This is a genomic window from Halomonas sp. RT37, assembly GCF_040070525.1.
Taxonomy (GTDB): Bacteria; Pseudomonadota; Gammaproteobacteria; order Pseudomonadales; family Halomonadaceae; genus Halomonas; species Halomonas litopenaei.
In genome coordinates, this window is sequence record NZ_CP098827.1 from 2,876,511 (window position 1) to 2,900,782 (window position 24,272).

The window sequence follows — 24,272 nt, forward strand, 5'->3', positions numbered from 1 at the left end:
TTACCGAGCGCAGGCACTTTTCAGACAAGCCCTAGCGTAGCCACCAGGACAGGATCAACAGCACCAGCAACAACCCGGCGATGGCCTGCCACAGGTTGGCGGGTTCCTTCCAGGCACGGATCGAACGACTGGGGGCTTCAGACACCTGCTGGCGACCGGGCCGCACGCTATAGAGAAATTCCGACAGGCGCCGAAAACGCAGCGATCGCTGCGGGTCCAGGGCACGCTTCAAGGCCTCGTCGAGCTCCGCGCTGACGTCTGGCCGGTAATGACGCACGCTACGGTAGCTCAACTGCTCGAGATCGGTATGACTGCGCAGCTGATGGGTCGGCACCGCGTAGGGCAGACGTCCGCTGATCAACCAGTACACCGTGGACGCCAGGGCGTACTGGTCACTGCGCCGGCCGACCTCGTCATCGAGCGCATACTCGGGCGCACTGTGTTCGTTGAGCCCCACCTGGGCCACCAGCCGTCGGGAGCGCCGGTGCCCGTCGACATCGCGCAGATGGCAGGCACTGAAGTCGGTCAGTACCACGCGCCCCTGATCATCGATCAAGACGTTGTCTGGATGAACCTGCTGGTGAATCAGGTCACGGTGGTGCAACGCCTGCAGCGCCTTGCCCAGCTGCAGCGCGATGTCGAGTCGTTGACCGAGACTGGCACGCGGATAGCGCGCGACCCACTCGCTCAAGGTCATGCCATCGACGTAACGCATCAGGTAGTAGAGATGGCGGCGGGACCGGGAAGGCTCGACCACGCTGACCACAAAGGGCGAGTGAACCCTCTCCACCACCCACTGCTGAAGCAGGAAGTGCTCCAGGTAGGCGTTTCGATTGGACAGTTCAGGACTTGGCGCCTTGAGCACACAGACCCGCTCGGTATCCACATCGCGCACCCGGTAGACCCGTGAGTGGGCGGTGCGTGACATCACCGCTTCCACCACCAGTCCGTCGATCTGGTCACCCACCGCAAGCTCGGGGGGAATCGGCAGATCCCCGTACAGCCGACTGGGAGCGTCGCTGGCCGCATCAGGCAGTTCATCCACCCGGACCAGTTGAAAGCAGAAGGGATCACTACCGTAGCCCCGCTCACGAGCCCTGGAGCTTGCCGCCTCGGCCAGGCGCTCACAGGCCGCGTCCAGGTCACTGGCATCTTCGCGAATCAGCCGCACATAGTCGGAGGGCATCAGGGTCCCACGCACCCCCTGGGTGGTGAACAGAAAGATGTCCCCCTGCTTCAGCGGCCACTCCGAATAGTCGATGTCGATGCCGACATCCATGCCCAGCGCCCTGGCCGGGTAGCGATAGCCCCCCAGGTCGGTGACGTGGTCGCGGCTCAACTGCTCGAACTCGGCTCCCCGAAGCCGAAACACCAGGGTGTCACCTACATGAAAGAGGTGCGCGCCACGGTCCTTGAACACCACCGTCGACAACGACGACACATAGCTGCCGTCCTCCATCTGGCGGGTCATGCCATGACACCAGGCGTTGAGCGCACGCATCACTCGCTGGGCCGACGCCTTGATGGTCCAGTGCGCCGGAGTCGCGTAGTAGTCGTTGAGAAATCCGCGCACGCTGAGATCTCCCGCCTGCTTGGCCAGGGCATGGCCTGAGGCTGAATCGCTGATCAGCGCGCAGGCGCCCTTGGGCTCGCCCTCTTCCGGCAGGCGCACCGACATCGAACTGCGCTGCCGATGGCGTTCGGGCGCCACAAAGGCTTGCCCATAACTCAGAGCGAGACGTGCGGTGGCCAAGATCACCTCCTGTGACTCCAGCGTTGATGACGCGACAAGACGTGGGCCAGTGGGCCGACGCCTTCACCGGCGGTATGATACACACCGAATCCCTGATATGCCTGACAAGTCGCCTTTGGCTTTGTTTACTGTGCTTTGGTGGCACCTCACCCCGCCGTCTCGTCCCATGGTTGTCTTGCGCGCCTTGTTGCAGCGCGTCAAGATACGCCCACCATATTGGTAATCCCGTCATGGGGTTCGTATAATCCGACGGATTTTTTTCCGCCGCCCAGGCGGACATCCGCCCAACGAAGGACGCGAGCATGAACTTCGACAACATCCCCGCCGGCAAGGAACTCCCCAACGACCTCTTCGTCGCCATCGAGATTCCCGCCAATCACGCCCCGGTGAAGTACGAAATTGACAAGGACATGGGTGCCCTGCTCGTCGACCGCTTCATGGCGACGCCGATGTTCTACCCGGCCAACTACGGCTTCATTCCGCACACCCTGGCAGACGACGGCGACCCCCTGGATGCCCTGGTGGTCACCCCCTACCCCGTCGCACCCGGCAGTGTCATCCGCGCCCGTCCGGTGGGCATCCTCAACATGACCGACGAAGCCGGCGAAGACGCCAAGCTGGTGTGCGTCCCGCACCCCAAGCTGTCCAGCCTCTACGACGATGTTCAGGAGGTCACCGATCTGCCCGAGCTGCTGCGTCAGCAGATCGCCCACTTCTTCGAGAACTACAAGGATCTCGAGAAGGGCAAGTGGGTCAAGGTGGAATCCTGGGAAGGTGTCGAGGCCGCCCGCAAGGCCATCGAAAAGTCCGCCGCCGCCTACGCCAAGGCCTAAGCCTCGGCGCAGACGCGCCAGCGACGGTTGCTTCCCCAGGCCACGCCTGGTCCTGGGGAAGCGTCAAAAAAAGCCGCCCGGATTCGGGCGGCTTTTTTGCTGTGCCTGTTACTGTGCCTGTCTGGCGGGCTGGACGCTGCGCTCTTCCGCCTGCGCATCAACGGCTGCTGCTGCGGTCCTCGAGCGCCCGGGAGTTCAGCCTCGCGTTCTCAGCAGGGCAAAGCAGGCGGTGCACATCACCAGATAGGCGCTGAAGGTATGGGGGTCACGAAACATCGTCTGGGTCAGGCCGAACCCCGCATACATCACCACGATCAGCGCGCCGGACAGGGCGAGCACACGACACTGGCCATCGCCATGATCGAGGCGACGCACAAAGCTCGCCAACGGAATCCCATAGAACAGCAGCAGCAGCGCCACCCCCGCAAGGCCACGTCGAGCGGCGGTGTCCAGCACGTCACTGTGAAGCTGGAACCCGATTCCGGCCATGCCCTCGGGCAGCCGGCCCGCCGCGACCAGTGTCTCGAGCCAGGCGACCAGACCATCCTCTCCCCAGCCCCAGAGGGGCCTGGCTGCGAACGCCTCGCCAGCGATGCCCCACAGATGCCAGCGCAAGCCCGCGTTGGTGTCGACGGCCCCCTGGCGCCATAGCAGGACGATATCCTCGGCCAGTGCCCACAGCCGAGGCAGTGCCACCAGGGTCGCCACGCCGATCGCCAGGGTGGCGGTCATCCGGATGGCGAAGCGCCGGCGGGGTGTAAGCGTCGACCAATAGAGGCGCGCCCGCCGGCCGTGACGCAGGACCAGCACCAGCATCACCAGCGGCAGGGTCAGCCAGCCGCCCCGGGTGCCGGACAGCAGCGAGCCAAGCAGCCCCATCACCGCTCCCAGCGCCGCCCACCAGAGGAACAGGCCGCGCCGCCGTTCACTGACGTTGTCGAGCCACCACACCAGGCTGAGCACCCCGAGCACCAGGCTGAGATTACCAAAGGGAATGGCGTTGATCAGATCTCCAGCCCGACGCTCATCCTCGATCAGTCGGTCATACAGCGCCTTCAGCCCGGATAGCACCGCCCCCAGGGTAATCCCACGCCACCACCAGTAAAGCGAGGGAGGCCTGGCACGCCATGCCAATAACAAAAGCAGCCCAAGCCAGGGCCACCAGGGCAGTGACGGCACGCTATAACGCGCCAGGGGCGGCCCGCTACGCCCCGCGTCCAACACCAGCTGACAACCGAAAAGCGCCAGCATTGCCACCCATGCAAGGGACTCGGCGTCCCGGGGAAGGCTGCGCCGCACCAGCACCGCCATCGCCGCCAGTGACACCAGCAGCATTCCGGTGAACCGATACGCCCAGGGTAGCGTCAGCAGACTGGACAGGAAGACGAACAGTGCCAGCCCCTGGGTCGCCGACGAGGACTGCGCCGGCCATCCTCGATAGTGCCTTGCCACACCCGGCGGCGTGCGCATGGCTCAGGCGACAATGCCATGATAGGAGCGATACCAGTCGACGAATCGAGCCGCGCCCTCCTCGACCCCGATGCGCGGCTGATAGCCGGTAGCGCGATACAGTGCAGTGGTGTCGGCCCAGGTCCGAGGAACATCGCCCGGTTGCATTGGCAGGAAGTTGTACTCGGCCTTGCGCCCCAGTGCCGCCTCGATGGCGTGGATAAAGTCCATCAGCCCCACCGGGCTACCGTGTCCGATGTTGTAAAGCGCGTAGGGTGCACTGCTGCGATCCGGTGAGTCGTCGACCACGCCGGCGTCGGGGTCCGCGCTGGGGACCACTTCCAGCAAGCGCACGATGCCCTCGACGATGTCGTCCACATAGGTAAAGTCCCGCGACATCTCCCCGTGGTTGTAGACGTCGATCGGACGACCTTCGAGGATCGCCTTGGTGAACAGGAACATCGCCATGTCCGGTCGCCCCCAGGGGCCGTAGACGGTGAAGAACCTGAGTCCGGTGGTCGGCAATCCGTAGAGGTGGGAGTAGGTGTGCGCCATCAGCTCGTTGGCCTTCTTGGTCGCGGCGTAGAGGCTGACAGGATGGTCGACATTGTCGCGTGTGGCGAAGGGCACCACCTGATTCATGCCGTAGACAGAGCTGGACGAGGCATAGAGCAGGTGCTCTACCTGCTGGTGCCGGCATCCTTCGAGCACATTGAGATGCCCCACCAGGTTGGCATCCACGTAGGCGTGGGGATGGGTCAAGGAGTACCTTACCCCCGCCTGTGCCGCCAGGTGCACGACACGATCGAAGCGCTCGTCGGCAAACAGCCGGTCGACACCCTCGCGATCGGCCAGATCCAGCCGCACGAAACGTACGTTCTGCAGCTTTTCGAGACGTGCCAGCCGCGCTTTCTTCAAGGACACGTCGTAGTAGTCATTGAGGTTGTCCACACCGACTACCTCAAGCCCGTCACGGGCCAGACGTGCGGCCAGCGTCGAGCCGATGAACCCTGCCATCCCGGTAACAAGCACCTTCATCTGTTCCCTACTCCCATGGTGCTGGCAAGATCCGTCCACGGCACTCTCGCCACGTTTGACCGCCGTACTGTAGACGCCCTGAACCGAACACCAACAGGGCTTCACTAGTCCGACGACTGATCAATATCTAATGCTCTACGGCAAAGTCTCTAATAATATTTGCCGTATCAATCAACCGCGTTTCTCCTCCCACCAACAGACTACAACTGCACACTTTTTAACTTCCTGCACAGTAAATCTTACGAAACCCCTGCATACCCGCCATTATCAACACCTTTGCATTGACTTCAATGGAGGAGGAGCACATTTCCCTTGGACATCTAAGAATTTCGCCGCCATGACGTGACTCATTTCATACCCTCACATCATACGCACACCACTAATTTCACGCATAAAAATGACTTCTCTAAATCTCGTCAACCAATTATCAAAACCATCAACCAATAGGAGTTTTTTGACGCTGGTGAAATATTTCAATGCAGATATGATGCAGGAAAGGAATAGCACGTCGCAAAGCCAATCCAGACAACGAGGAAACAGCACATTCGTCCAAACAAAATCCTAAAATATGGACGATTTTCCAAGCAGGGGATCCCTACCATGGGCAACATGATCGAAGCCGCCTTGCGACTCCCTCGTCGCAAGAAAAGGATATTTCAGCTCGTCGCCGATATCATGCTTATCGAGACCAGCCTCGTCGTATCCATGGCTATCAACGGGCTTTTTGGCGCTTTTGTGCGCGCCCCTTCCGCCTACGCCTTGAACGTACTTGTCACGGCGATATCCCTGGTCGTCTTTATCAAGCTAGGCCTCTATCGCGCCGTACTCAGATACGTCGGAAGCCGCGCTATCGTGACCCTGTTCATTGGCGTCGCCACCTCGACGCTGGTGCTTGACCTGCTTGGCCGCGCGATATTCTCCCCGCTTCCTGCAGGTGTCCTTTTCGACTATTTCCTGCTCAGCCTGCTGCTGACCGGCGGCACGCGTTTTGCCCTGAGAAGCCTCTACCAGCATCGTCTGATGAAGGACAAGCCCAGGGTGCTTATCTATGGTGCGGGCTCTGCAGGCTGCAAGCTGGTGGCCTCTCTTCGCCAGGGAAGTGACTACCTCCCGGTGGCCTTCGTCGATGACTGGCGCGGCATGGAGGGTACCCATGTCGAAGGTCTCGAGGTCCACTCTCCTCGTCATATTGCAGAGCTGGTCGAGCGCCTAAACATCGAAAAGATCCTGCTCGCCATTCCCAGTGCCAGACGCAGACGTCGCCAGGAGATAGTGGCGTCACTGGACCCCCTCAATATCACGATCCAGACCATTCCACGCCTGGATGATGTGGTGCAGGGCAGAGCGAAGATCGAAGATATTCGTGACGTCAGTGTCGAAGAACTGCTGGGCCGTGACCCGGTCCCCCCGCGACAGGATCTGATGGACGCCAATATCCGCGACCAGGTGGTCATGGTGACCGGTGCCGGCGGCTCGATCGGGTCGGAATTGTGCCGACAGATACTGGCTCAACGTCCACGCCAACTGCTGCTCTTCGATAGCTGCGAGTACTCGCTGTACCAGATCGAACAGGAGCTTCTGGGGTTCCTGGACAGCCTGAGCCTTGCTGTTGAGCTGAAGCCATTTCTCGGCACGATCCAGGATCAGAAGCGTCTTCGCATCATCCTGCAGGGCTTCAAGGTGGACACCATCTACCATGCCGCCGCCTACAAGCATGTGCCCATGGTCGAGCACAACATGGTCGAAAGCCTCAAGAACAATACCTTTGGCACCCTGGCCGCTGCGCGAGCGGCCATCGACAGTGGGGTATCGACCTTTGTGCTGATTTCCAGCGACAAGGCGGTGCGCCCCACCAACGTCATGGGCACCAGCAAGCGCCTCGCCGAGCTGGTCTGTCAGGCGCTGGCAGAGCAATCGTCGACTACCCGCTTCTGCATGGTGCGCTTCGGCAACGTGCTGGGTTCTTCCGGCTCGGTGATTCCCCTGTTCCGGCGCCAGATTCAACAAGGTGGCCCGGTCACCGTGACCCATCCCGAGATCACCCGCTACTTCATGACCATCCCGGAAGCGGCGCAACTGGTCATACAGGCAGGCGCCATGGGCCAGGGGGGAGACGTGTTCGTGCTGGACATGGGGCAACCGGTGAAGATTCTCGATCTCGCCAGGCAGATGATTCGGCTGTCGGGACTGGAGCCTCGCACGGCCGACAACCCCCATGGCGAAATCGACATCGTCTTCACCCAACTACGTCCTGGCGAAAAGCTCTACGAGGAGTTGCTGATCGGACAGAACGACCAGCCCTCGGAGCACCCTCGGATCATGACCGCCAACGAAGGCTACTGGTCCTGGTCGCAACTGGCCCCCTACCTGGAGCAACTGCGCTCGGCACTGGACAGCGCTGAACTCGAGCGCGTGAGGGAACTGCTGCGTCTGCCGCCCACCGGTTACAGCCCCACTGGGGGTATCGCCGATCTTGTCTGGCGCCAGCACATGGCCCAGCCAGCCTCACCGACACGACGACTCGCTGGCGCCGCAGACCCCAATCCTGCCCCCCTTGCGCTTGCGGCAAAGCCACTCTAGCGCCGATCCCCCAGGTTCTGCTGACACGAGGCCCCCATGGAACATTCACTGACGCTGGACAAGGCACGCATCGCGGTCATCGGGCTTGGCTATGTCGGCCTGCCGCTGGCGGTCGAATTCGGCAAGCGCTACCCCACTCTGGGCTTCGATATCAGTGCCGAGCGTATCGCTCAGTTGCACGACAGTATCGATACCACGCGAGAAGTGACACCAGGCGAGCTGAACCTGGCGCCGCTGCTGAGTTTCACCTATCAGCCGGCCAGGCTGGCCGACGCCAATGTCTACATCGTCACGGTCCCCACCCCGATCGACGCCCAGCACAATCCCGACCTGACACCGTTGCTGGGGGCCAGTGCCACGGTGGGCAGGGTGATTGCCAAGGGTGATATCGTGATCTTCGAGTCGACGGTCTACCCCGGCGCCACCGAAGACGAGTGCATCCCGGTCATCGAGAAGCTGTCCGGGTTGCGCTACAACCGCGACTTCTTCGCCGGCTACAGCCCCGAGCGCATCAATCCCGGTGATCGCGAGCATCGGGTCACCAACATCCGCAAGGTGACCTCCGGCTCGACGCCGGCCAGCGCCAACTTCGTCGATGAGCTCTACGCCTCGGTCATCACCGCCGGCACCTTCCGGGCCAGCTCGATAACCGTGGCCGAGGCCGCCAAGGTCATCGAGAACACCCAACGCGACGTCAACATCGCCTTGATCAACGAGCTGTCCATCATCTTCGAGCGTCTGGGCATCGACACCGAAGAGGTGCTGGAAGCCGCCGGCACCAAATGGAACTTCTTGCCCTTCCGTCCTGGCCTGGTGGGCGGGCACTGCATCGGCGTGGACCCCTACTATCTGACCCACAAGGCGCAGCAGGTTGGCTACCATCCCGAGGTCATCCTGTCCGGCCGCCGTATCAATGACGGCATGGGCGCCTACGTGGCCAATCAGTTGATCAAGTGCCTGGCCAAGCGACGCATCCATGTGCAGGATGCCCGGGTACTGATCATGGGCCTGACGTTCAAGGAGAACTGCCCGGACCTGCGCAATACCCGTGTCATCGATATCATCGACGAGCTGCGCGAGTTCAACGTGGCGGTGGACGTGCTCGACCCCCACGTGGACCGTGACGAGGCGGTGGCCGCCTTTGGCCTTCGCCCTGTCGACGAACCGGAACCCGGCGCCTACGACGCCGTCATCATCGCCGTCGCTCACCACGAATTCCGTGATATCGGGGTCGAGCGAATCCGCGGCTGGGGCAAGCCGGAACACGTGCTGTATGACCTCAAGTATCTGCTGCCCAAGGGCGCGGCGGATCTGCGCCTCTAGCCTTTGTAGCTGCGCCTGGGGACATCTGTATCTGCGCCTCTAGCATCCTTAGCTACGCCTGGGCATCTGTATCGGCGCCTCTAGCGTCCGTAGCCACGCCTGGGGCATCTGCAGCGGCCATCGCCTTGCCTTCCTTCCTCCTTTCCTTCCTTCCGCTGCCGCCTGGCCGATCGCCGCGGCGGTGCAGGCGCAATAGGTGCCCGGCAGACAGCGAAATTGGTACCCCAGAAACGCAATGGGCAGGACCCGAAGGCCCTGCCCATTGCGGTTTTTCCAGAGGCGTAGCCGCGGCCACGCTCAACAGGTTCCACAGGCTCAACAGACTGACGTCGACAGCCCCACAGCGACAACGTCACTCGGGACAGAGTGCAGGCTGCGTTGCCCGCGCCATGACCTCCTCGAGCACCCGACAGGTCTTGTCCATCTGTTCCTCGGTCAGGGTCGGATGGATCAGCAGCATCAGGCTGGTCTCTCCCAGTTCCCTGGCCACCGGCAACGGCCGCGACGGGCGCCAGGGAGTGTTGTCGAAGGCGCGTTCCCGGTAGACCTCGGAGCAGCTGCCACTGAAACAGGGCACTCCCTGGGCATTGAGACACTGCATGATGGCGTCGCGGCTCCAGCCCTCGGCCAGGCGTTCGGGACGGACAAACACATAGGCCTTGTAGCCGGCATGGACGATGTGTTCGGGCGGACGCGGAGCCCGCAGTCCCGGACAGCGATCTGCGGCGTCGAGAATGGCGTAAAGATTGGCGCGGCGGCGCTGACTCCACTGAGCCATGCGCGCGAGCTGGCGTCTTCCCAGCACCGCCTGCATCTCGGTCATCCGCCAATTGGTACCGAAACTGTCGTGCAGCCAGCGGAACCCCGGCGGGTGGGCCCGCTCATGGACCGCTTCCCAGCTCTTGCCGTGGTCCTTGTAGGCCCACATACGCCGGTGCAGCCCAGGGTCGTCGGTGGTGACCATGCCCCCTTCCCCGCCGGTGGTCATGATCTTGTCCTGACAGAATGACCAGGCCGCCACATCACCGAAGGTGCCGACGCTGCGGCCACGATAGCGCGCACCGTGTGCCTGGGCGCAGTCCTCGATGATCGAAAGACCAAAGGTCTGCGCCAGTTCACCGAGGGCATCCATGTCACAGGGCCAGCCCGCCAGATGGACGGCGACGATGGCGCGGGTGCGTGGGCTCAGGCACTCCTCGACGCTGGCGACCGACAGGTTCTGAGAGTCACGCTCGATGTCGGCAAACACCGGGGTAGCGCCCGCATTGACGATGGCCGACACCGACGCCAGGAAGGTCCTGGGGGTCACGATCACCTCATGCCCTGGTCCGATATCCAGGGCATGCAGCGCCAGATCCAGCGCCAGGGTGCCGTTGGCTACGGCGACAGCGTGGTGGGCGCCTGTCCAGGCGGCGAATTCGCGCTCAAACTCGCGGCCCTCGTCGCCGGTCCAGTAGTTGACGCGTTGACTCAGCAGCACGTGCGATACCGCCTCGGCGTCGCCTTCATCGAAGCAGGGCCAGGGTGCGAAGGGGCCATTGAGCATAGGGGCTTCTCTCTACGGAGGTCTTGTCGGTGTACCACCGGCTAGGGCTTGTCTGAAAAGTGCCTACGCTCGGTAATACGGCGTTAAAAATCGGATCAACATGCTCATTTACACCCTGTAAACTGCGCTGTCTCACCGATTTTTGCCTTGTCTAACCTTCGCTCGCCGACTTTTCGGACAGAGCCTAAGGAGATGGGACGCTATCGTAAACTCGCTCCCACTCAGCGCACGTGGCGTGACTCATGGTCGAGTCGATGCTTCAGAAGCTGTTTCGGAAGCTGGTTCGGACGATGCTTCTGAGGACGGTGCAGACGGCAGACTACCGACCTGCGCCGGAAGGCCGATCCGCTGGTACAACTGCCGATACTGCTCAACCACCTGAGCAAGACCGAACTCGCTCACGATGCGCTCTCTTGCCTCTCGTCCCCGTTCCCGGCGCCTGTCGGCAGGTTCGTTCAAGGCTTCCAGCAAGGCCCGGGCGAGGGCCTGGCTATCTCGTGGTGGCACGATGCGTCCGCTGGTACCGAGGATGTAGTCGCTGTCACCGACGTCGGTCGCCACACAGCTCAGTTCGCAGGCCATGGCCTCCGCAAGGGCATTGGGGAAGGCCTCGAGCCATGAACTCTGACAGAACACATCCATCGCCTGCATCAGCTCGCCCACGTCGTCTCGCTCACCCGTCAGCAAGAAGCGCGAGCGGTACTCGTCCGGCACGATGCCCGCCAGCTCCGGCGCATCGAAATCGACGCCACGACCGACCACCAGAAAGCGCGCCTGAGGCATTCGTTCGGCGACGGTGACGCAGGCCCGCAACAGATTGGGATGATCCTTGATCGGGTGGCATCGGGCCACATGCCCCACCACCCATTGTTCATCGTTAAAGCCCAGACGCTTCCGCACGTGTTGCCGGCTGGCCGAATCCGGCGCCACGGCGGCGGTATCGAAGCCGTTGGGAATGACCAGTGCTGCGTCATCGCGGAAGCCGAAGTCGCGATGTTGCCGCCGAGACAGGCGACTGTTGAAGACGATCGCCCCGGGCCCGCCCGAGAGCCGTCGGTTGGCGCGAATGGCCCACCGGGTCAATGGTTTGTGGCGCTCGATCTGGTAGAGGCACTGGCGCACGTTCCAGCTCACCGCCGGCCGCTGGCGGCACAGGCGAGCCGCCATGCTGGCCATGAGGTTGCCGTGGTACATCCAGCCCTGAATGACGTCAGGGGCGAAACGTCGCACCAGAGCACCCAGACGAGGCAGGGTCCAGGGCGCGGGAATTCCCTGGCGCATGCCAAGAGCATGGACCTCGATGCCCAGCTCGCGAATACGTGGCCCGTAGCTACCCTCGTCCATCAGGGCGATCACTGCGACCTCGTCCGGGGCACTGACGCCTGCGGCCAGCAGATTGTAGAGATTTCGCTCCGCGCCACCGGTACCGAGTCCGGTGATGACATGAAGTACGCGCACAGACATGGGCAGACACATCCTGTGATGGGCAAGAAAGCGACAACAACGCAGTCGCTCAGGGAAAACGCAGAGGTGCCACGGAAATGGCGGTGGCCGAGATTTGCCGCGGATGGCCCGAGCACAGAGCCTTGCGCAGGCGCACCAGAACTCAGCCCTGCGACGCCATCGACGATACGCCGCTGTTCAGGCGAACAAGGTAGCGCTCGACGGCCAGTTCGGCGCCAAAGTCGGCGGCGCGCTGGTGAACCGATGGATGCTCGTCACGCGCCAGCACTTCGTCGAGCGCGTCTGCAAGCGCTTCGCTGTCGCCCATGGGAATCAGCCGCCCCCAGCGCCCGCCCTCGAGAATTTCCTGAGGGCCCGAGGGGCAGTCAGTCGCTACCACCGGGGTGCCGCAGGCCATCGCCTGGATCAGCACGCTAGGCAACCCCTCGGCGTAGGACGACAACGCGAAGACCCGGGCCTTGCGCATATACACAAAAGGATTGTCGACGAACCCGGGCAGCGATACGGCGTCGGCCACCCCGAGGCGATGCGCCTGGTCAAGCAGCGTGTCTCGCAGCGGTCCTTCGCCGAGAATCGTCAGTCGCACCTCTCGGTGCTCATGGCGCTGACGCAGGCGTGCCAGAGCGTCGATCAGCACGTCGAAACCCTTCTGCTCGATCAAGCGTCCCACCGCGACGATGCCGACTTCGCCGATATCCTCCACCGACGACTCGGCGAGCTGCACCAGCCGCTTGTCGACGATGGGATTGAAGATGACCTCGATCCGAGAAGGGTCCAGCGCCAGGCCTCTGGCCAGGTCATCGGCGACACCTTGGGAGACCGCCACCACGGCGTCGGCTCGCAGATAGGCATGGCGCATCAGCCGCCGCATCACCCGGGCATTGAAGCCGGTGTTTCTGGCGGTCACTGCAAAGTAGTTGGTGTGCTCGGTCACCACCAGTCGACAGTCGAGGCGGGCCAGCGCCCGCGCCGCCACCGCCACCACGTTGGCGTGGCCCATCGCCGACAACAGGGCAGCGGGCCGTTCGCGCTTCAGATAGCGCACCAGCGCAGGCAGACTGCTGGCGACCCTGGAGGCGCCCAGGCTGAAGTGGCGGATGCCGGGGGCGATTTCCGCCTGGTAGACGTTCTCGTCGCTGGCGGTCACCAGGTCGACCTCATGACCGGCCGCGACGAAGCCATTGGCGAGCAGCACCATGACCCGCTCCGCGCCGCCGCCCCGCAGCGACGGCAGAAACAAGGCAATCTTTTGCATAGGACTTCGAATAGCGCTTCGAATAGGGCTTCCAACAGGACTTCGAACAGGGCTTTGCATGGCGTCCTTTTCCTTTGCTCTTCGTTCAAGCATGACCAATGGTCGGGCGGGCTTGAACGAGCGCGATGGCGTCTCAAGGGAGACTTAACGCTGCATCGCGCTCGATCGGGAGCCCAGGCGCCTCAACCTCAGCGCCAACGTCAACAGCGCGGAGGCAGCTCCGATCAGCACTGGGTGACTGGCCAATCGAAATAGCGCGAGATCCCGCCGCTCGCGCCAGTTTCCAGGGGTGAATATCTCCACCTGAAAGCGGCAGGCGGTAAGGTCTCGTCTGCTCAGGCTGGACAACCACTGGCGTCGGGAAAAGGCGTTGCGATGATGGTCCTGACACAGGTAGCGCTTGACCACGTAACGACTGGCATCCAGATTGGCGCTGGAGCTCATGCGGCCCTGGCGCGTCACGTCCATGACTGCGGTCGGCTGCGGGTCGAACAGTAGACGCTCGCCCTGGTGAAAGGCGCGAATGGCGAAGACCCAGTCCTGGTGCTTGCGCGTCGCGTCATCGAAGCGCGTCCCCTGCCAAAAGGCCTTGCACAGCGACAGGGTGGAAGAACGCACGTCTCCACGCTCCACGAACAGGTAGTGACGCATGTCGCCGCCGCGGTAGGCCGGAAGTCGCGACGCGCTCAGGTGGGAGGCGTCGGCGAGGCGCGCGAGATAGTTACCAAAGATGACGCCGGCGCCGCTATCGCGGTGCATGGCCATGCGGCGCTTGAGTGCCCCTGGTGCCAGTGCATCATCGGAGTCCAGAAAGAAAACGAAAGCCCCACGGCTCTCCTCGAGTCCCCGGTTGCGGGACACGGCGGCGTTGGACCTGGCAGGCTTCTCGATCAGCCTGACGGCTTCGTATCGCTGCACCAGCCGCGAGAGCGCCTCACGATCATCCGAACAGTCGTCCACCAGCAGGATCTCGTGGCTCAACCCTTCGGTCTGGCTTACCACGGACAGCAGGGCTCGCTCGACGAAAGCGGCGCTATTGTAGGTCGGTATCACCACCGAGACCTGCATAGGTTTCCCTCCTGACGGTTCGGCCCTGACTTACCTGGGAGCCGCGACCTTGCCACCGTCGGATCGCCCTGCTGGGCGCTCCTGCGGAAGCCGAAGCAGCGAGCCAAGGTAATCGAGCCCTTCATCGCTGTAGCCATTGTCCATGTTGGCCGAGGGCGTAAAGGTCATCTCACCGAGAACGGGACGGCCGTGCTCGATGTAGAAGTCCACACGCACGAACGCAAAAGGCTCGGCCAAGGCGCGGGCGGACTCGAGCAGTGGTTCAAGACAAGCTGGACGGGCCAGATCGGCAGTGTCGGTGATGATCGGCACCTTGGCAGCCATCAGCTCAAGCGGCCCCCAGTCTCGATCGAAATAGGCGTAGCGAGTCTGCCCCTTGTCCGAGGCGCACAGCAGCACCACCAACGGCTCGCCGTTGAAGCAGTAGACCTTGTAGTCCAGGGGCGCGTCCCTCCCCCCGCTGTCCAGCAGGCGCTCGGCAAAGATCCGCGGCGCGATCTGATCGTAGTGATACTCGAGCTTGCGACGCCCATAGCGTTCGGTCATCCAGCGCGACAGATCCTGGCTGGCCTTGCGCCTTTCCAGGGTCGACTTGTCGTGCACCAGGATGTTGTAGCCGCAGCCGTGATTGCACTTCAGCACGAAGGCGTCTGGCAGGGCTTCCCAGTCGATCTCGTCGACACTGCGATAGACGCCCAGCAGATCATTGAGAATCGCACCCTGGCCTCTGGACCTCGCGTAATCGTGCAGCCCGAGCTTGTCGGCGCACCTGGCCATCAGCGGGTCACGATGAAACAGCTTGAGCCACTGAAGCTTCTCGTCGAAGCGCCTGGGGGTTCGAAGGTCAAGGCGACGCCGGGTCTTGCGTTGGTGCATCAGTCGCGTCGCCTGCTCGTTGGAGAAGGCGTCCAGCCCCAACATCCCCAACGTCCACAGGCGGGACTTGGCCGCGCCCATCCACTCATTCATGACCGCCATTGTCCGCTCCTTGCACGGTTCCATTGAAGCTCAATGACCGACCTGCCGTTACTTCGCGGTCGTGTCGGCAACGCCGGCCCACCTGCGTCAGATCGATCAGGTCGCCCAGGTAGCGCTGTCCGTAGGCGTTGTAGCGCCGTGATACGTTCGCCCCGGGTGTGAACGTCATCTCACCGAGCACCGCCCGCCCTTCCCGCTCGTAGAAGTCGACCCGGACGAAGACAAAACCCCGCGACAGCCGCTCGGCCAGTTCGAGCATCTCGTCGAGCGCTCGAGGACGGGCCACGCCAGCGGCGCTCTGATGCTGCCGGTCATTCAGCTCGAGCCGTTGCCAAGCCGGATCATGGAAGTCGAAACGCATGTCGCCTCCCCTGTCGGTGCAGACCAGCACCACGCAAGGGCGACCATGAAAGCAGTAGACCTTGTAGTCCACGGGCACTCCCCCGGTAGCGGTCTCGATGTACTCCTCGGCCAGCACTCTCGGGGGAATGGCGTCGTAGTGATACTCAAGATAGCGTCGGGCGTAGCGCTCCTTCAGCCAACGCTGCAGCCGTCGCTTGACCGCTCGCTCGTCCGCCTTGCGCTTGTCGTCGATGATCACGTTGTAGCCGCAACCGTGGGTACACTTCAGCGCGAAGCGCGCCGGCAGTTCCTCCCAGACGATCGCATCGACGCCTTCGTAGAGGCCGATCAGTCGACTGAGGGCAACGGCGCAGCCTCGCTCGGCGGCGAACTGTCGGACGGCGTACTTGTCGGCGCAGCGCGAAAGCCCTCGACGATCACCGTAAAGCTTGAGCCACTGCAGCTTGTCATTGAAATCCCTGGGATCGTCGAGTTCGAGCCGCTGCCCGTACTCTCGCCGGTGCACCAGCCTTGTCGCCAGACGCGGCGACAGGCGGTCGACCACCCCCAGAGCGCATCGCCACCCCAGCTTCTCCGTCCTGTCGAAGGCTCGCTGAAATCCTGTCATACGATAATCCCTTGTACAGAAGCGCTCTCACGTCTTGATCAACCCCTGGTCACGCCGTCTTGCCCGCAACAGGGTCACACCGACCAGCGCCAGATTGAGCATGGCGCCGACCAGAGAGAAGGCCACCACCGCAACGAGATCGCTGTGATACACCCGAAACCCCACATACAGCGCGGCCACACGGCCGAGCACGCTGAGTACCTCGTAGATCAGAAAACCCCGCTGCAGGCCCAGACTGGCGATGGAGGCCACACTGGGCTTGTTGAGAAAGGCAAAGTACAGCCAGACCGCCATCCAGCGTGCGTACTCGCCCGCCTGCCACCAGGGGTCACCGAACAGCAGAGCAAACAGACAGGGCCCCAGCACCACCATGGCGCCAAAGGGGACGAGCCCCACCGCCGCCATCACCAGGGTGGTCTTCGCCAGTGACGCAGTAATCGGCTCGCCGCGGTTGACCGCCGAGGCCACATGGGGATAGAAAACGTCGTTGACCGACTTCGCCAGCAGCACCATGGGCGCGGCCAGTACCGAGGCCGCCAGGCTGTAGTGCCCGGCGGCTGCGGTACCGAAGAATGCCGCCAGCAACAACACCGGCAACGACTGCGACAAGGCGTTGAGCGTCACCTGGGGTGCGCGATATAAGGGAAAGTCACGGTGGCGACGCGCCAGTTCCCGCCATGGGGCGCCCCGGCCCCCGCCGACCAGACCATCACCGAGTCGCCGGTCTGCCCACCACAGCAGCAAGGCGTTAAGCCCACTGGCGGCAGCGGTGACAAGCACCAGCGTCACCCCGACCGGATGCAGCACTCCGCCGGTTGCCTTGGCCAGGTTGAGGACCAGGGCATGGATCATCGCCACCTTGGCCGTCACCCCGAACCGCTGGCGCCGAATCAGCCACTGCTGCATGACCTGTTGCATGGCCGCCAGCAGCATGGCCACAGGCAGCAGCCAGATCAGCATGGCGGCAAGCCTCGGATCGAGATGCCGATCCAGCAGTGGTTGCAGCACAGTGAGCGCCGCCACGGCGGCCAGCGCCAGCAGCACCGCCAACCCCATGCTGAGTCGGGCCAGCCCCCGGGCGTCTTCGTCGCGCGGCGGCAACACCATGGCGACCGGGTAGGTCAGGGCCGCCAGCGGCGCGACGACACTGACCAGGGCGCTGAAGGAACCGGCCAGGCCGAAGGCGTCAGGGCTGAACAGACGGGTGATGAGTGGCGCAAAGGCCAGACTCAGCGCCTGTGCCCCCGCCGTGCCACCGGCTACCAGCAACACCTGGGACAGCAAGCGATGACGTCTGAGCGCTGTCAGCCAGCCCCGTTGCGGCAAGACCGCGGCCACCGAGTCGGTATCCCGGGGCGTCATTCATTGCCTCGAAAGGGCTTCATGGTGACGCTTCCTTGGCCACTGATACCCTCGCGGCGCAGCACCTTGACGGCCGTCATGGCCAGTATCCGGATATCGAGCGCCAGGCTGTGGTGGTCCACGTACCAGACGTCAAGCTGGAAGCGCTCGCGCCAGGAAAGCGCATTCCTGCCGTTGACCTGAGCCCATCCCGTAATCCCCGGTCGCACCTCGTGGCGACGGGCCTGGTCCCGGTCATACAGCGGCAGGTACTCCATCAGCAGCGGGCGTGGCCCGACCAGACTCATCTCGCCTTTCAGCACGTTCCAGAGCTCGGGCAGCTCGTCCAGGCTGGACGCCCGCAGCCAACCCCCGAGCGTCGTCATGCGCTGCTCGTCGGGCAGCGTGCGTCCCTGCTCGTCACAGCGCTGGGCGAGGGTCCTGAACTTGATCAAGCGGTAGGGACGGCCGTGCAGCCCAGGGCGCCACTGAAAGAAGAAGGCCGGCTTGCCAAGCCTCAGCCGGACGAGTCCCCAGATGCCGAGCATCAAGGGGAATAGCAGGACCAGCAACGAGGCGGCCACCAGCACATCCAGACAACGCTTGGCCATCATCATCTCACCACGCTGGGGTCGAGCCCTGCCGGGCAGGACGACGCCGTCTCGACCCCCATGGCGTCGAGGATGCTGTGATTGACGCGGTGCACGTCGTAGCGCTCCTCGGCGCGAGCGCGGGAGGCCTGGCCGTGCTGGACGATCAGCGCCGGCGTTTCCAGATAGCGTTGCAACGCCAGGCACAGGGCGTCGACGTCTTTCACCTCCACCAGATAACCGTTGACCCCCGGCGCGACGGTCTCGCGGCATCCCGGCGCGTCGGTGGTCACAACCGCACGCCCCAGGGCCATGGCCTCGAGCACCGTTCTCGGGGTCCCCTCGCGATAGGACGGCAGCACATAGACGCTGCATTCGGCGATGGCCGGACGGACATCATCTAGTCGACCGAGGTACTCGATGGCGCCGTCATCGATCCACGTCTGAAGCTCGTGCGCCTCGATGCTGTCGGGGTTGTCGTCCAGCCAACCCGCCAGGCGAAAGCGCACCTGGGGATGGCGCTGGCGGATACGCGTCGCCGCCTCGGCGTACTCGCGCACCCCCTTGTCACCCAGCAACCGAGCGATCAGCAGGAAGCTGACCGGCTCGGTCGCTGGAGCCACCGGCGAAAAATGCGCCAGATCCACTCCGGAACCGTTGATCACCCGGGACGCCGTGGTATCAAGGAGAATCCCCTCCTCGATGAACAGGCGACGATCATCCGGGTTCTGGAACAGCACCATATGAGCCCGCCCCAGAGCAACGCGGTACAACCGCCGCACCAGCGCCTTGATCAAGCGGCGCTTGTTGCCACCCTGGGCGCCACCCTGGGTGCCCTCCTGGGTGCCGGTAAAGGCATACCCCAGCCCGGTGACCAGCAGGGTGCGCTGGCGCACCCCCAACACCCAGGCAGCCAGTGCCCCGTAGACCACCGGCTTGATCGTGTAGGCAAAAAGCCCATCGGGGCGTACCCGCAGCATCAATTTCATCAGAGCCACCAGGGTCTTCAGATCGGCCAGCGGATTCATGCCGGTGCGCGAAAGCGGGATATCGTGCAGCGTCGCGCCGAGGGCCTCGAGACTGGCTTTAAGACGCGACGAAGCAGCCGAGCGATCGGCGTCACCCTCACCGCCGGCGTCACCGGTAGCGCCCCTGCCCCCCACGGGCGCGGCGACATGGACCTCGATTCCGCGAGCGACCATCTCCCTGATCAGCTCACCGCGAAACCCGACGATGGACTCGGGGTAGCTCGCTACCATCAACAGTCGCTTGATCATCTCGCCACTCCATTTGGCGTACTTTCGACAGACGGCGTAGAGCCCCCGGACGATTCGGCGTCGGTGGCTGTCTGGCGCGGGCGCCCCATGACGGACATCAACAGATAGATAAGCACCGGGGTAAACATCCACTTCTGACGCGCAGCGATGCCCAGATTGGCAGTTGTCATCGCCAGGATGGTCCAGGCCAGCAGCAGGTAAAACCACAGAAACAGTCGATTGGCGGGAGGCGCATTGCGCCCGGTGATGGCGGCGATGCCACCGACCACCATCAGATACAGCAGGATGACGTTATCCACCGAGGACGCCAGCTGGAACACACTGCTGGCTTCCATGGGCAGAGGCCTGAACATATAGGTGAAAAGCTGCATCGGCAGACTCATGGAGGCGATGTCCACCGCACCGCCGCCGGTCTGGTTGTAGCTCTGCCGCAATTCGATGTAACTCATCACCTGATCGGCATCGGAGCCGCTGCCGACCCCGGCGTAATCCAGCGCCAGGGGTACGATGATCGCCGCCCCGGCAAGCGCCGCAGTCCCCAGCAAAAGCCGCTGCCACAGCACGACGCCGGGCTGCAGACAGAAGGCAGCCGCCAAGGCGATCAGCTGTATACCGGCCATGTGCGGTCGCACCACCAGCATGATCATGACCGCCACCACCATCAGCAGGTGACGGCGTCTGAGATCAAGCGCCGCCCACAGCGAAAGCCCCATGGACAGAAACGACAGCGCATCCTTGCCGATGGCGGAGCCCCAGTAGTGCATCGAGGGCAGAAAGAGTACGGCCAGCGCCAGCAGACGAATACCCAGGGCACGCTCGGCAATGGCCTGATGGAGACTGCCGGCGAAGGCCAGCAGCCCGACATAGCCGGCCAGATTGAACACCAGAAAGGTCCCCAGAAACGACAGCACCAGCCCCTGGGTGAACAGCGAGGTGAACACGATCACCCCGGCGGTCCCGAAGGAGAACTCGACGCCGTCGTTCAACGACGCCCGGTAGTACATCAAGGAATCTCCGCCGTCGCCGTTGACGAACCAGGCGTAGAGCACGCAGAAGGCCGTGTGCCAGAGATAGAGCGGCAGACACAGCATGTAAGACAGCCCGAAGGCTCGCCCCACCGCTCTGGCAAGCCACAGACCGAGCACGAACACCGCCAGGGCGGAGTACACGTCCCAGGCGGAAGTGACATAAGGGATGGGAACCATCGGCGGTAAGCTCACTCATTTGACGTGCAGGCATGCCGTTCGACTACCACGGGGGCCAGGCGCTGGACGGACAGCGTCCTTCTCAGGCAATCGCCACATGGTCGATGTCGTCGTGACCGGGATCGCCCACGGCCAGATCGCAGACTCGTCGGATATGAACGTCGCCCTTGAGGTCGACGAAGGTCACCCTGTCGAGCAGATCCAGGCAGTAGAGCTCAGAAGACGAGGAATAGTGATACACCACCAGTTCGTCGACCCGGCTAGCCAGTAGACGAATCCACACCTCGGCGGGAATCCACGGCTGCTCCAGCACCTGGATATCAGCATCGAGCCAGGCGCAGCCGTCGTGGGGATGGGGCTTGAACAGCAACAGGGGATGACGTCGCTTGAGCTCGGCAAGCCTCTCGGCGGAGATATCGCCGCCCCCCCAGGTACCCAGTACCAGCGCCGGCGTTGCCGACGTCAGCCGGTCGAGCCAGGGCGACAGCAGTGCCTGCCAGTCCTCCCAGCCTTGCTCCAGCTCGCCGACGAGCCCCGGGCAATAGCGCGCCTTGTGAGCCAGGCGTGGATTCAATCGGGCGTAGGTCCGCGGCCGCGAAACGAACACCAGGTCGGTCCTGCGGCCGCCTCCGAAACGCAGTCCGCAACCGCGCACCAGGGCCACCAGGCTCCACTTCAACCGCCTGGACAGAGGCATCTCGTAGAGATAGGAGCTGAAGTAGGTGCTGACCCCCTCCTCGTAAAGGCACAGACAGCCTGTCTTCAGCGGCGCCAGCAGTAGGTACTTGCTGGTGCGATCGTTGTCGATGAACAGACTGTCGTAGTGCAAGGCGCCCAGCGCCTCGCGTGCCGCGGCCTGGGTCGGCACGCGGCGTATCTCGTCAAAGAGAGATCGATGGTGGCTCGCTTCGACAAAGGCGTAGAAGGCGTCATACTCGGCGATGCTTTCGGCCACCAGCAGCACCAGCGCCTGCTCGATTCGATAGTGACGAACGATCGAGGCACAGGTCAGAAACTGCAGCGGCTTGCAGCAGATAAAGACGCTTCGGCCAAACGACGCCTGCGTGCTCGTCGCCGGCACTGCCCCCCCTGTGTCGATCCCTTCCTGAAGCGGTGTTCCTGCCCCACCCGACGGATGCGCGCGCTCGCCACTCACCTCCTCCCTCGCCCGGTTCATACCAGCTCCACCAGACCACAATCGCGCCAGCGCTTGAGATAGTCGTGAACCACGCTCTCCTCGAGGCCGACCTCCCTGGCCAGCTGGCGCACGGTGGTCGGGCGCGTCAGGGTCGGGATGGAGTCCATCAACAGGCGCATGCGCCGGCGTGACTCGTCCGGCACGTCGCCGAAGGCGACCTGGCCAGGATCCACATAGAGGTCATGGCGGGGGTGCGACAGGCAGACGTTGCCCTCGAAGCGCTTCTTGATCAGCGGCGAGGACTCGATATCGTCGATGGCGGCGAGCACCACGTCACGCGCCTCGAGCAGGCGCTGCGGCGACATCAAGCCAAGGTTATCGGCGTCGGTGTGATACTCGGGATAGGGATAGCGCGATAGCGAGGCCATGGGGATGCCGTAGGCTTCCCACAGGTACTCGTCGTTGAGCAGCAGGCTCTCGAAGGCGCCCTCGCGGTAGGCGTGCCCACCCTCGCTGAGCACGCGCGACAACGCCTGCTCGATGTTCGATCCGGCACCTCGTGAGCGCTGCAGATTGAGTATGGTGGGCGAGCCCAGCATCTCGAGCATCACACCCTCGAACAGTCGAGCGCGCTCTGCGGCGGGAAGCCGCCCCAGGTAGTACTCGGTGCCCATGATGCCGGGGGCCAGCACCAGTCGATAGCTGAAGCGCCTGGGTCGCGCGGCAAGCGCCTCGAACACGGCGAGCCCCACCGCCACACCGGACAGACCATCGTTGGCGACACCAGGATGATCCAGGTTGGCCCCCAGCACGATGGTCTGCTCGAGCTGACCCGGCAGGTGATAGTCCAGGCAGCGCAGATACCCCGGCGCCTCACGGGTCTCGATCACCACCTCGTAGTCACCAGGCGCAAGACGCTCGACAAGACGACGTGGCACGCAGAACCCCCAGTCACGCTGCCAGCTGGTAAATAGCTGGCGAAAATGGAAAGGGATGCGCTCGTCGTAGCGGTGATCAAAATGCAGGTGGGACTTGAGTTCTTCTCGCGAGACCGTGCCTCGGAACGGCAGTGACAGCGCCATCACCGCCATGGGATGCCAGCGACCATCATAGATACACTCGCCATCCTTGTAGATGGCCGCCTCCAGCACGTCCCACCTGGGCGGAATCACCCAGCCATTGTGGACGTCAGAGGCCTCGAAACGATGTTCCCGGAGCGGCCAGCGCTCGGCCAGGTAGGCCACCGTGGCGTCGTAGTCGCTCGAGCAGATCACCCGATTCAGCGGAGTGAGGTCGGCCAACATGGCCATCATGGCGTCGCCGGCGGCGACAGACGCTGTCGTCGCGCTCTGCGTGCACGCTGTCATGACAAGATCCCTGTGCATGGTAGGTATGCTGGCGGCAAACCGCCGGGGCCGCGCCAGGCTCGGCGCAAATGGGGAAGACGTGGAAGTGGACGAGGATGTGGTCAGCTATCAAACCTGGACGGTCGCCGGGTCGCCAGGGCAGGCAGCGGCCTGGCTGGGCAGATCATTGGTGTCCAGGCGCGGCAGCAGCAAGGGGTCGTCCCGGGCCGGGTCGGCCTGTCGCGACGCCACGGTCAGCCCGGCGGCGCAGCCAAGCTGGCGTAGACGACCCAGCAGCGCTTCGTCGACGCCACCGTAGGGATAGCACATCACCCAGTCGTCGCCGAGCACCCCCAGGTTTCGAAGATGAGCGAGACTGACCTCGAGGTCCCTGCCCTGTTGTTCGGGCGTCAGACTGTCGAACCAGAAGTGCTGATCCCCGTGGCAGCCAATATGCATGCCGGCGTCGTGCAGCTGGCGGACCTCGGCATCGCTCAGATAGAGCGTTTCGGCGAAGGCTCGCTGGTCCGAGCTGACGAAGCGCGCAAACAGCTCATCGATGACGTCATGGCGAACCTCGAAGGGCAACTCCCGCTGCAGCAGACGCTTGAAGAACAGGGTATCGGGGTCATCGAAGCGTCCCTGGCGCGACAGCCGATGATAGACCCTGCGATGGATATCCTCGTAGGTCCCCAGGCCATGACGCTCGCGACGCTTGTCCAGTGCCCTGCCCAGAGCCGGCAGCAACTCTGCGGTGGAAGCGACGCTGGCCAGCACGAACTGGATCTTGTTGACGTCGAGGATCAGGCCGTCGCGCAGGGTACCGGTGCAGGGAAAGAAGCTACCCTGAAGGCCGCGTCGCTCGAGCTCCGGCAGCACATGTTCGAGGTGATCACGATAGCCGTCGTCGAAGCTCAACAGCACCGCCTGCTCGGGCAATGTCTGCTGGCCGCGCCAGGCGGCGATCACCTGTTCCATCGTCACCGGCCGATAGTGCCGCTCGAGATGGTCGAGCTGAGCGCGAAAGGCAGCAAGCTCCAGCGCCTTGAGGCGCGGATAGCGCGACCCGGCCAGCGGTCGGACATAGTGGTACATCACGATGGTCAACATCGAGCGAA

Annotated in this window: 19 protein-coding genes; 3 read left to right on the plus strand and 16 right to left on the minus strand. The window is 63.4% G+C overall.

All coding sequences use genetic code 11. The features are described from left to right. Positions 1–31 precede the first annotated feature (31 nt). Positions 32–1,753, minus strand: coding sequence for a bifunctional protein-serine/threonine kinase/phosphatase (locus tag NFG58_RS12315; RefSeq protein ID WP_124803706.1), 1,722 nt, complete (start codon positions 1,751–1,753; stop codon positions 32–34). A gap of 302 nt (positions 1,754–2,055) precedes the next feature. Here NFG58_RS12315 and ppa point away from each other — a divergent pair, with 302 nt between their 5' ends. Then, positions 2,056–2,586 (plus strand): inorganic diphosphatase, encoded by a 531-nt coding sequence (ppa, locus tag NFG58_RS12320; protein WP_348826590.1) that lies wholly within the window; start codon positions 2,056–2,058, stop codon positions 2,584–2,586. A 195-nt stretch (positions 2,587–2,781) separates the two neighbouring features. Here the strand turns inward: ppa and NFG58_RS12325 are convergent, their stop codons facing one another. Next, positions 2,782–4,056: an O-antigen ligase family protein gene (locus NFG58_RS12325; RefSeq protein WP_348826591.1), complete on the minus strand. Its 1,275-nt coding sequence runs from the start codon at positions 4,054–4,056 to the stop codon at positions 2,782–2,784. A gap of 3 nt (positions 4,057–4,059) precedes the next feature. After that, the gene (locus NFG58_RS12330) at positions 4,060–5,073 is read right to left on the minus strand and encodes an NAD-dependent epimerase (protein WP_108132848.1); all 1,014 of its coding nucleotides are present in this window, start codon (positions 5,071–5,073) and stop codon (positions 4,060–4,062) included. 609 nt (positions 5,074–5,682) lie between these two features. Between NFG58_RS12330 and NFG58_RS12335 the strand changes: the two genes are divergently transcribed. Further along, positions 5,683–7,653: a nucleoside-diphosphate sugar epimerase/dehydratase gene (locus NFG58_RS12335; protein WP_348828134.1), complete on the plus strand. Its 1,971-nt coding sequence runs from the start codon at positions 5,683–5,685 to the stop codon at positions 7,651–7,653. A gap of 36 nt (positions 7,654–7,689) precedes the next feature. Beyond that, complete coding sequence (gene tviB, locus NFG58_RS12340; RefSeq protein WP_348826592.1) at positions 7,690–8,976, plus strand: Vi polysaccharide biosynthesis UDP-N-acetylglucosamine C-6 dehydrogenase TviB; 1,287 nt, start codon at positions 7,690–7,692, stop codon at positions 8,974–8,976. 352 nt (positions 8,977–9,328) lie between these two features. Here tviB and NFG58_RS12345 read toward each other — a convergent pair whose 3' ends face one another. The 13 genes from NFG58_RS12345 to NFG58_RS12405 all read right to left on the minus strand — a co-directional run bounded on the left by NFG58_RS12345 (position 9,329) and on the right by NFG58_RS12405 (position 24,264). Further along, the gene (locus NFG58_RS12345) at positions 9,329–10,522 is read right to left on the minus strand and encodes a DegT/DnrJ/EryC1/StrS aminotransferase family protein (RefSeq protein ID WP_348826593.1); all 1,194 of its coding nucleotides are present in this window, start codon (positions 10,520–10,522) and stop codon (positions 9,329–9,331) included. A 240-nt stretch (positions 10,523–10,762) separates the two neighbouring features. Continuing rightward, positions 10,763–11,986 carry a glycosyltransferase gene (locus NFG58_RS12350; protein ID WP_348826594.1) on the minus strand — a complete coding sequence of 408 codons (1,224 nt, stop codon included), beginning with the start codon at positions 11,984–11,986 and terminating at the stop codon, positions 10,763–10,765. Between the two features lie 142 nt (positions 11,987–12,128). Next, complete coding sequence (locus tag NFG58_RS12355; RefSeq protein ID WP_348826595.1) at positions 12,129–13,241, minus strand: glycosyltransferase; 1,113 nt, start codon at positions 13,239–13,241, stop codon at positions 12,129–12,131. A 144-nt stretch (positions 13,242–13,385) separates the two neighbouring features. After that, positions 13,386–14,309, minus strand: coding sequence for a glycosyltransferase family 2 protein (locus NFG58_RS12360; protein WP_348826596.1), 924 nt, complete (start codon positions 14,307–14,309; stop codon positions 13,386–13,388). Positions 14,310–14,339: 30 nt separating this feature from the next. Continuing rightward, entirely contained in the window at positions 14,340–15,287 is a 948-nt protein-coding gene (locus NFG58_RS12365; RefSeq protein ID WP_348826597.1) for an ATP-grasp fold amidoligase family protein, read from the minus strand. Beyond that, a complete protein-coding gene (locus tag NFG58_RS12370; RefSeq protein WP_348826598.1) occupies positions 15,271–16,257 on the minus strand; it encodes an ATP-grasp fold amidoligase family protein in 987 nt (328 codons plus the stop codon). Before NFG58_RS12370 ends, NFG58_RS12365 begins: the two co-directional genes overlap by 17 nt. Before the next feature lie 27 nt (positions 16,258–16,284). Beyond that, the gene (locus tag NFG58_RS12375; protein WP_348826599.1) at positions 16,285–17,619 is read right to left on the minus strand and encodes a lipopolysaccharide biosynthesis protein; all 1,335 of its coding nucleotides are present in this window, start codon (positions 17,617–17,619) and stop codon (positions 16,285–16,287) included. Next, positions 17,616–18,209 (minus strand): sugar transferase, encoded by a 594-nt coding sequence (locus NFG58_RS12380; RefSeq protein ID WP_348826600.1) that lies wholly within the window; start codon positions 18,207–18,209, stop codon positions 17,616–17,618. Before NFG58_RS12380 ends, NFG58_RS12375 begins: the two co-directional genes overlap by 4 nt. Positions 18,210–18,211: 2 nt before the next feature. Further along, a complete protein-coding gene (locus NFG58_RS12385) occupies positions 18,212–19,465 on the minus strand; it encodes a glycosyltransferase family 4 protein (protein WP_348826601.1) in 1,254 nt (417 codons plus the stop codon). Continuing rightward, a complete protein-coding gene (locus tag NFG58_RS12390) occupies positions 19,462–20,670 on the minus strand; it encodes a hypothetical protein (protein ID WP_348826602.1) in 1,209 nt (402 codons plus the stop codon). The genes NFG58_RS12385 and NFG58_RS12390 overlap by 4 nt, the downstream gene beginning before the upstream one ends. 82 nt (positions 20,671–20,752) lie before the next feature. Further along, positions 20,753–21,751, minus strand: coding sequence for a hypothetical protein (locus tag NFG58_RS12395; protein WP_045993990.1), 999 nt, complete (start codon positions 21,749–21,751; stop codon positions 20,753–20,755). A gap of 92 nt (positions 21,752–21,843) precedes the next feature. Further along, positions 21,844–23,175 carry a DUF4910 domain-containing protein gene (locus tag NFG58_RS12400; protein WP_348826603.1) on the minus strand — a complete coding sequence of 444 codons (1,332 nt, stop codon included), beginning with the start codon at positions 23,173–23,175 and terminating at the stop codon, positions 21,844–21,846. A 108-nt stretch (positions 23,176–23,283) separates the two neighbouring features. Continuing rightward, positions 23,284–24,264, minus strand: a complete 981-nt coding sequence (locus NFG58_RS12405) for a polysaccharide deacetylase family protein (RefSeq protein ID WP_348826604.1) — start codon at positions 24,262–24,264, stop codon at positions 23,284–23,286. Positions 24,265–24,272 lie beyond the last annotated feature (8 nt).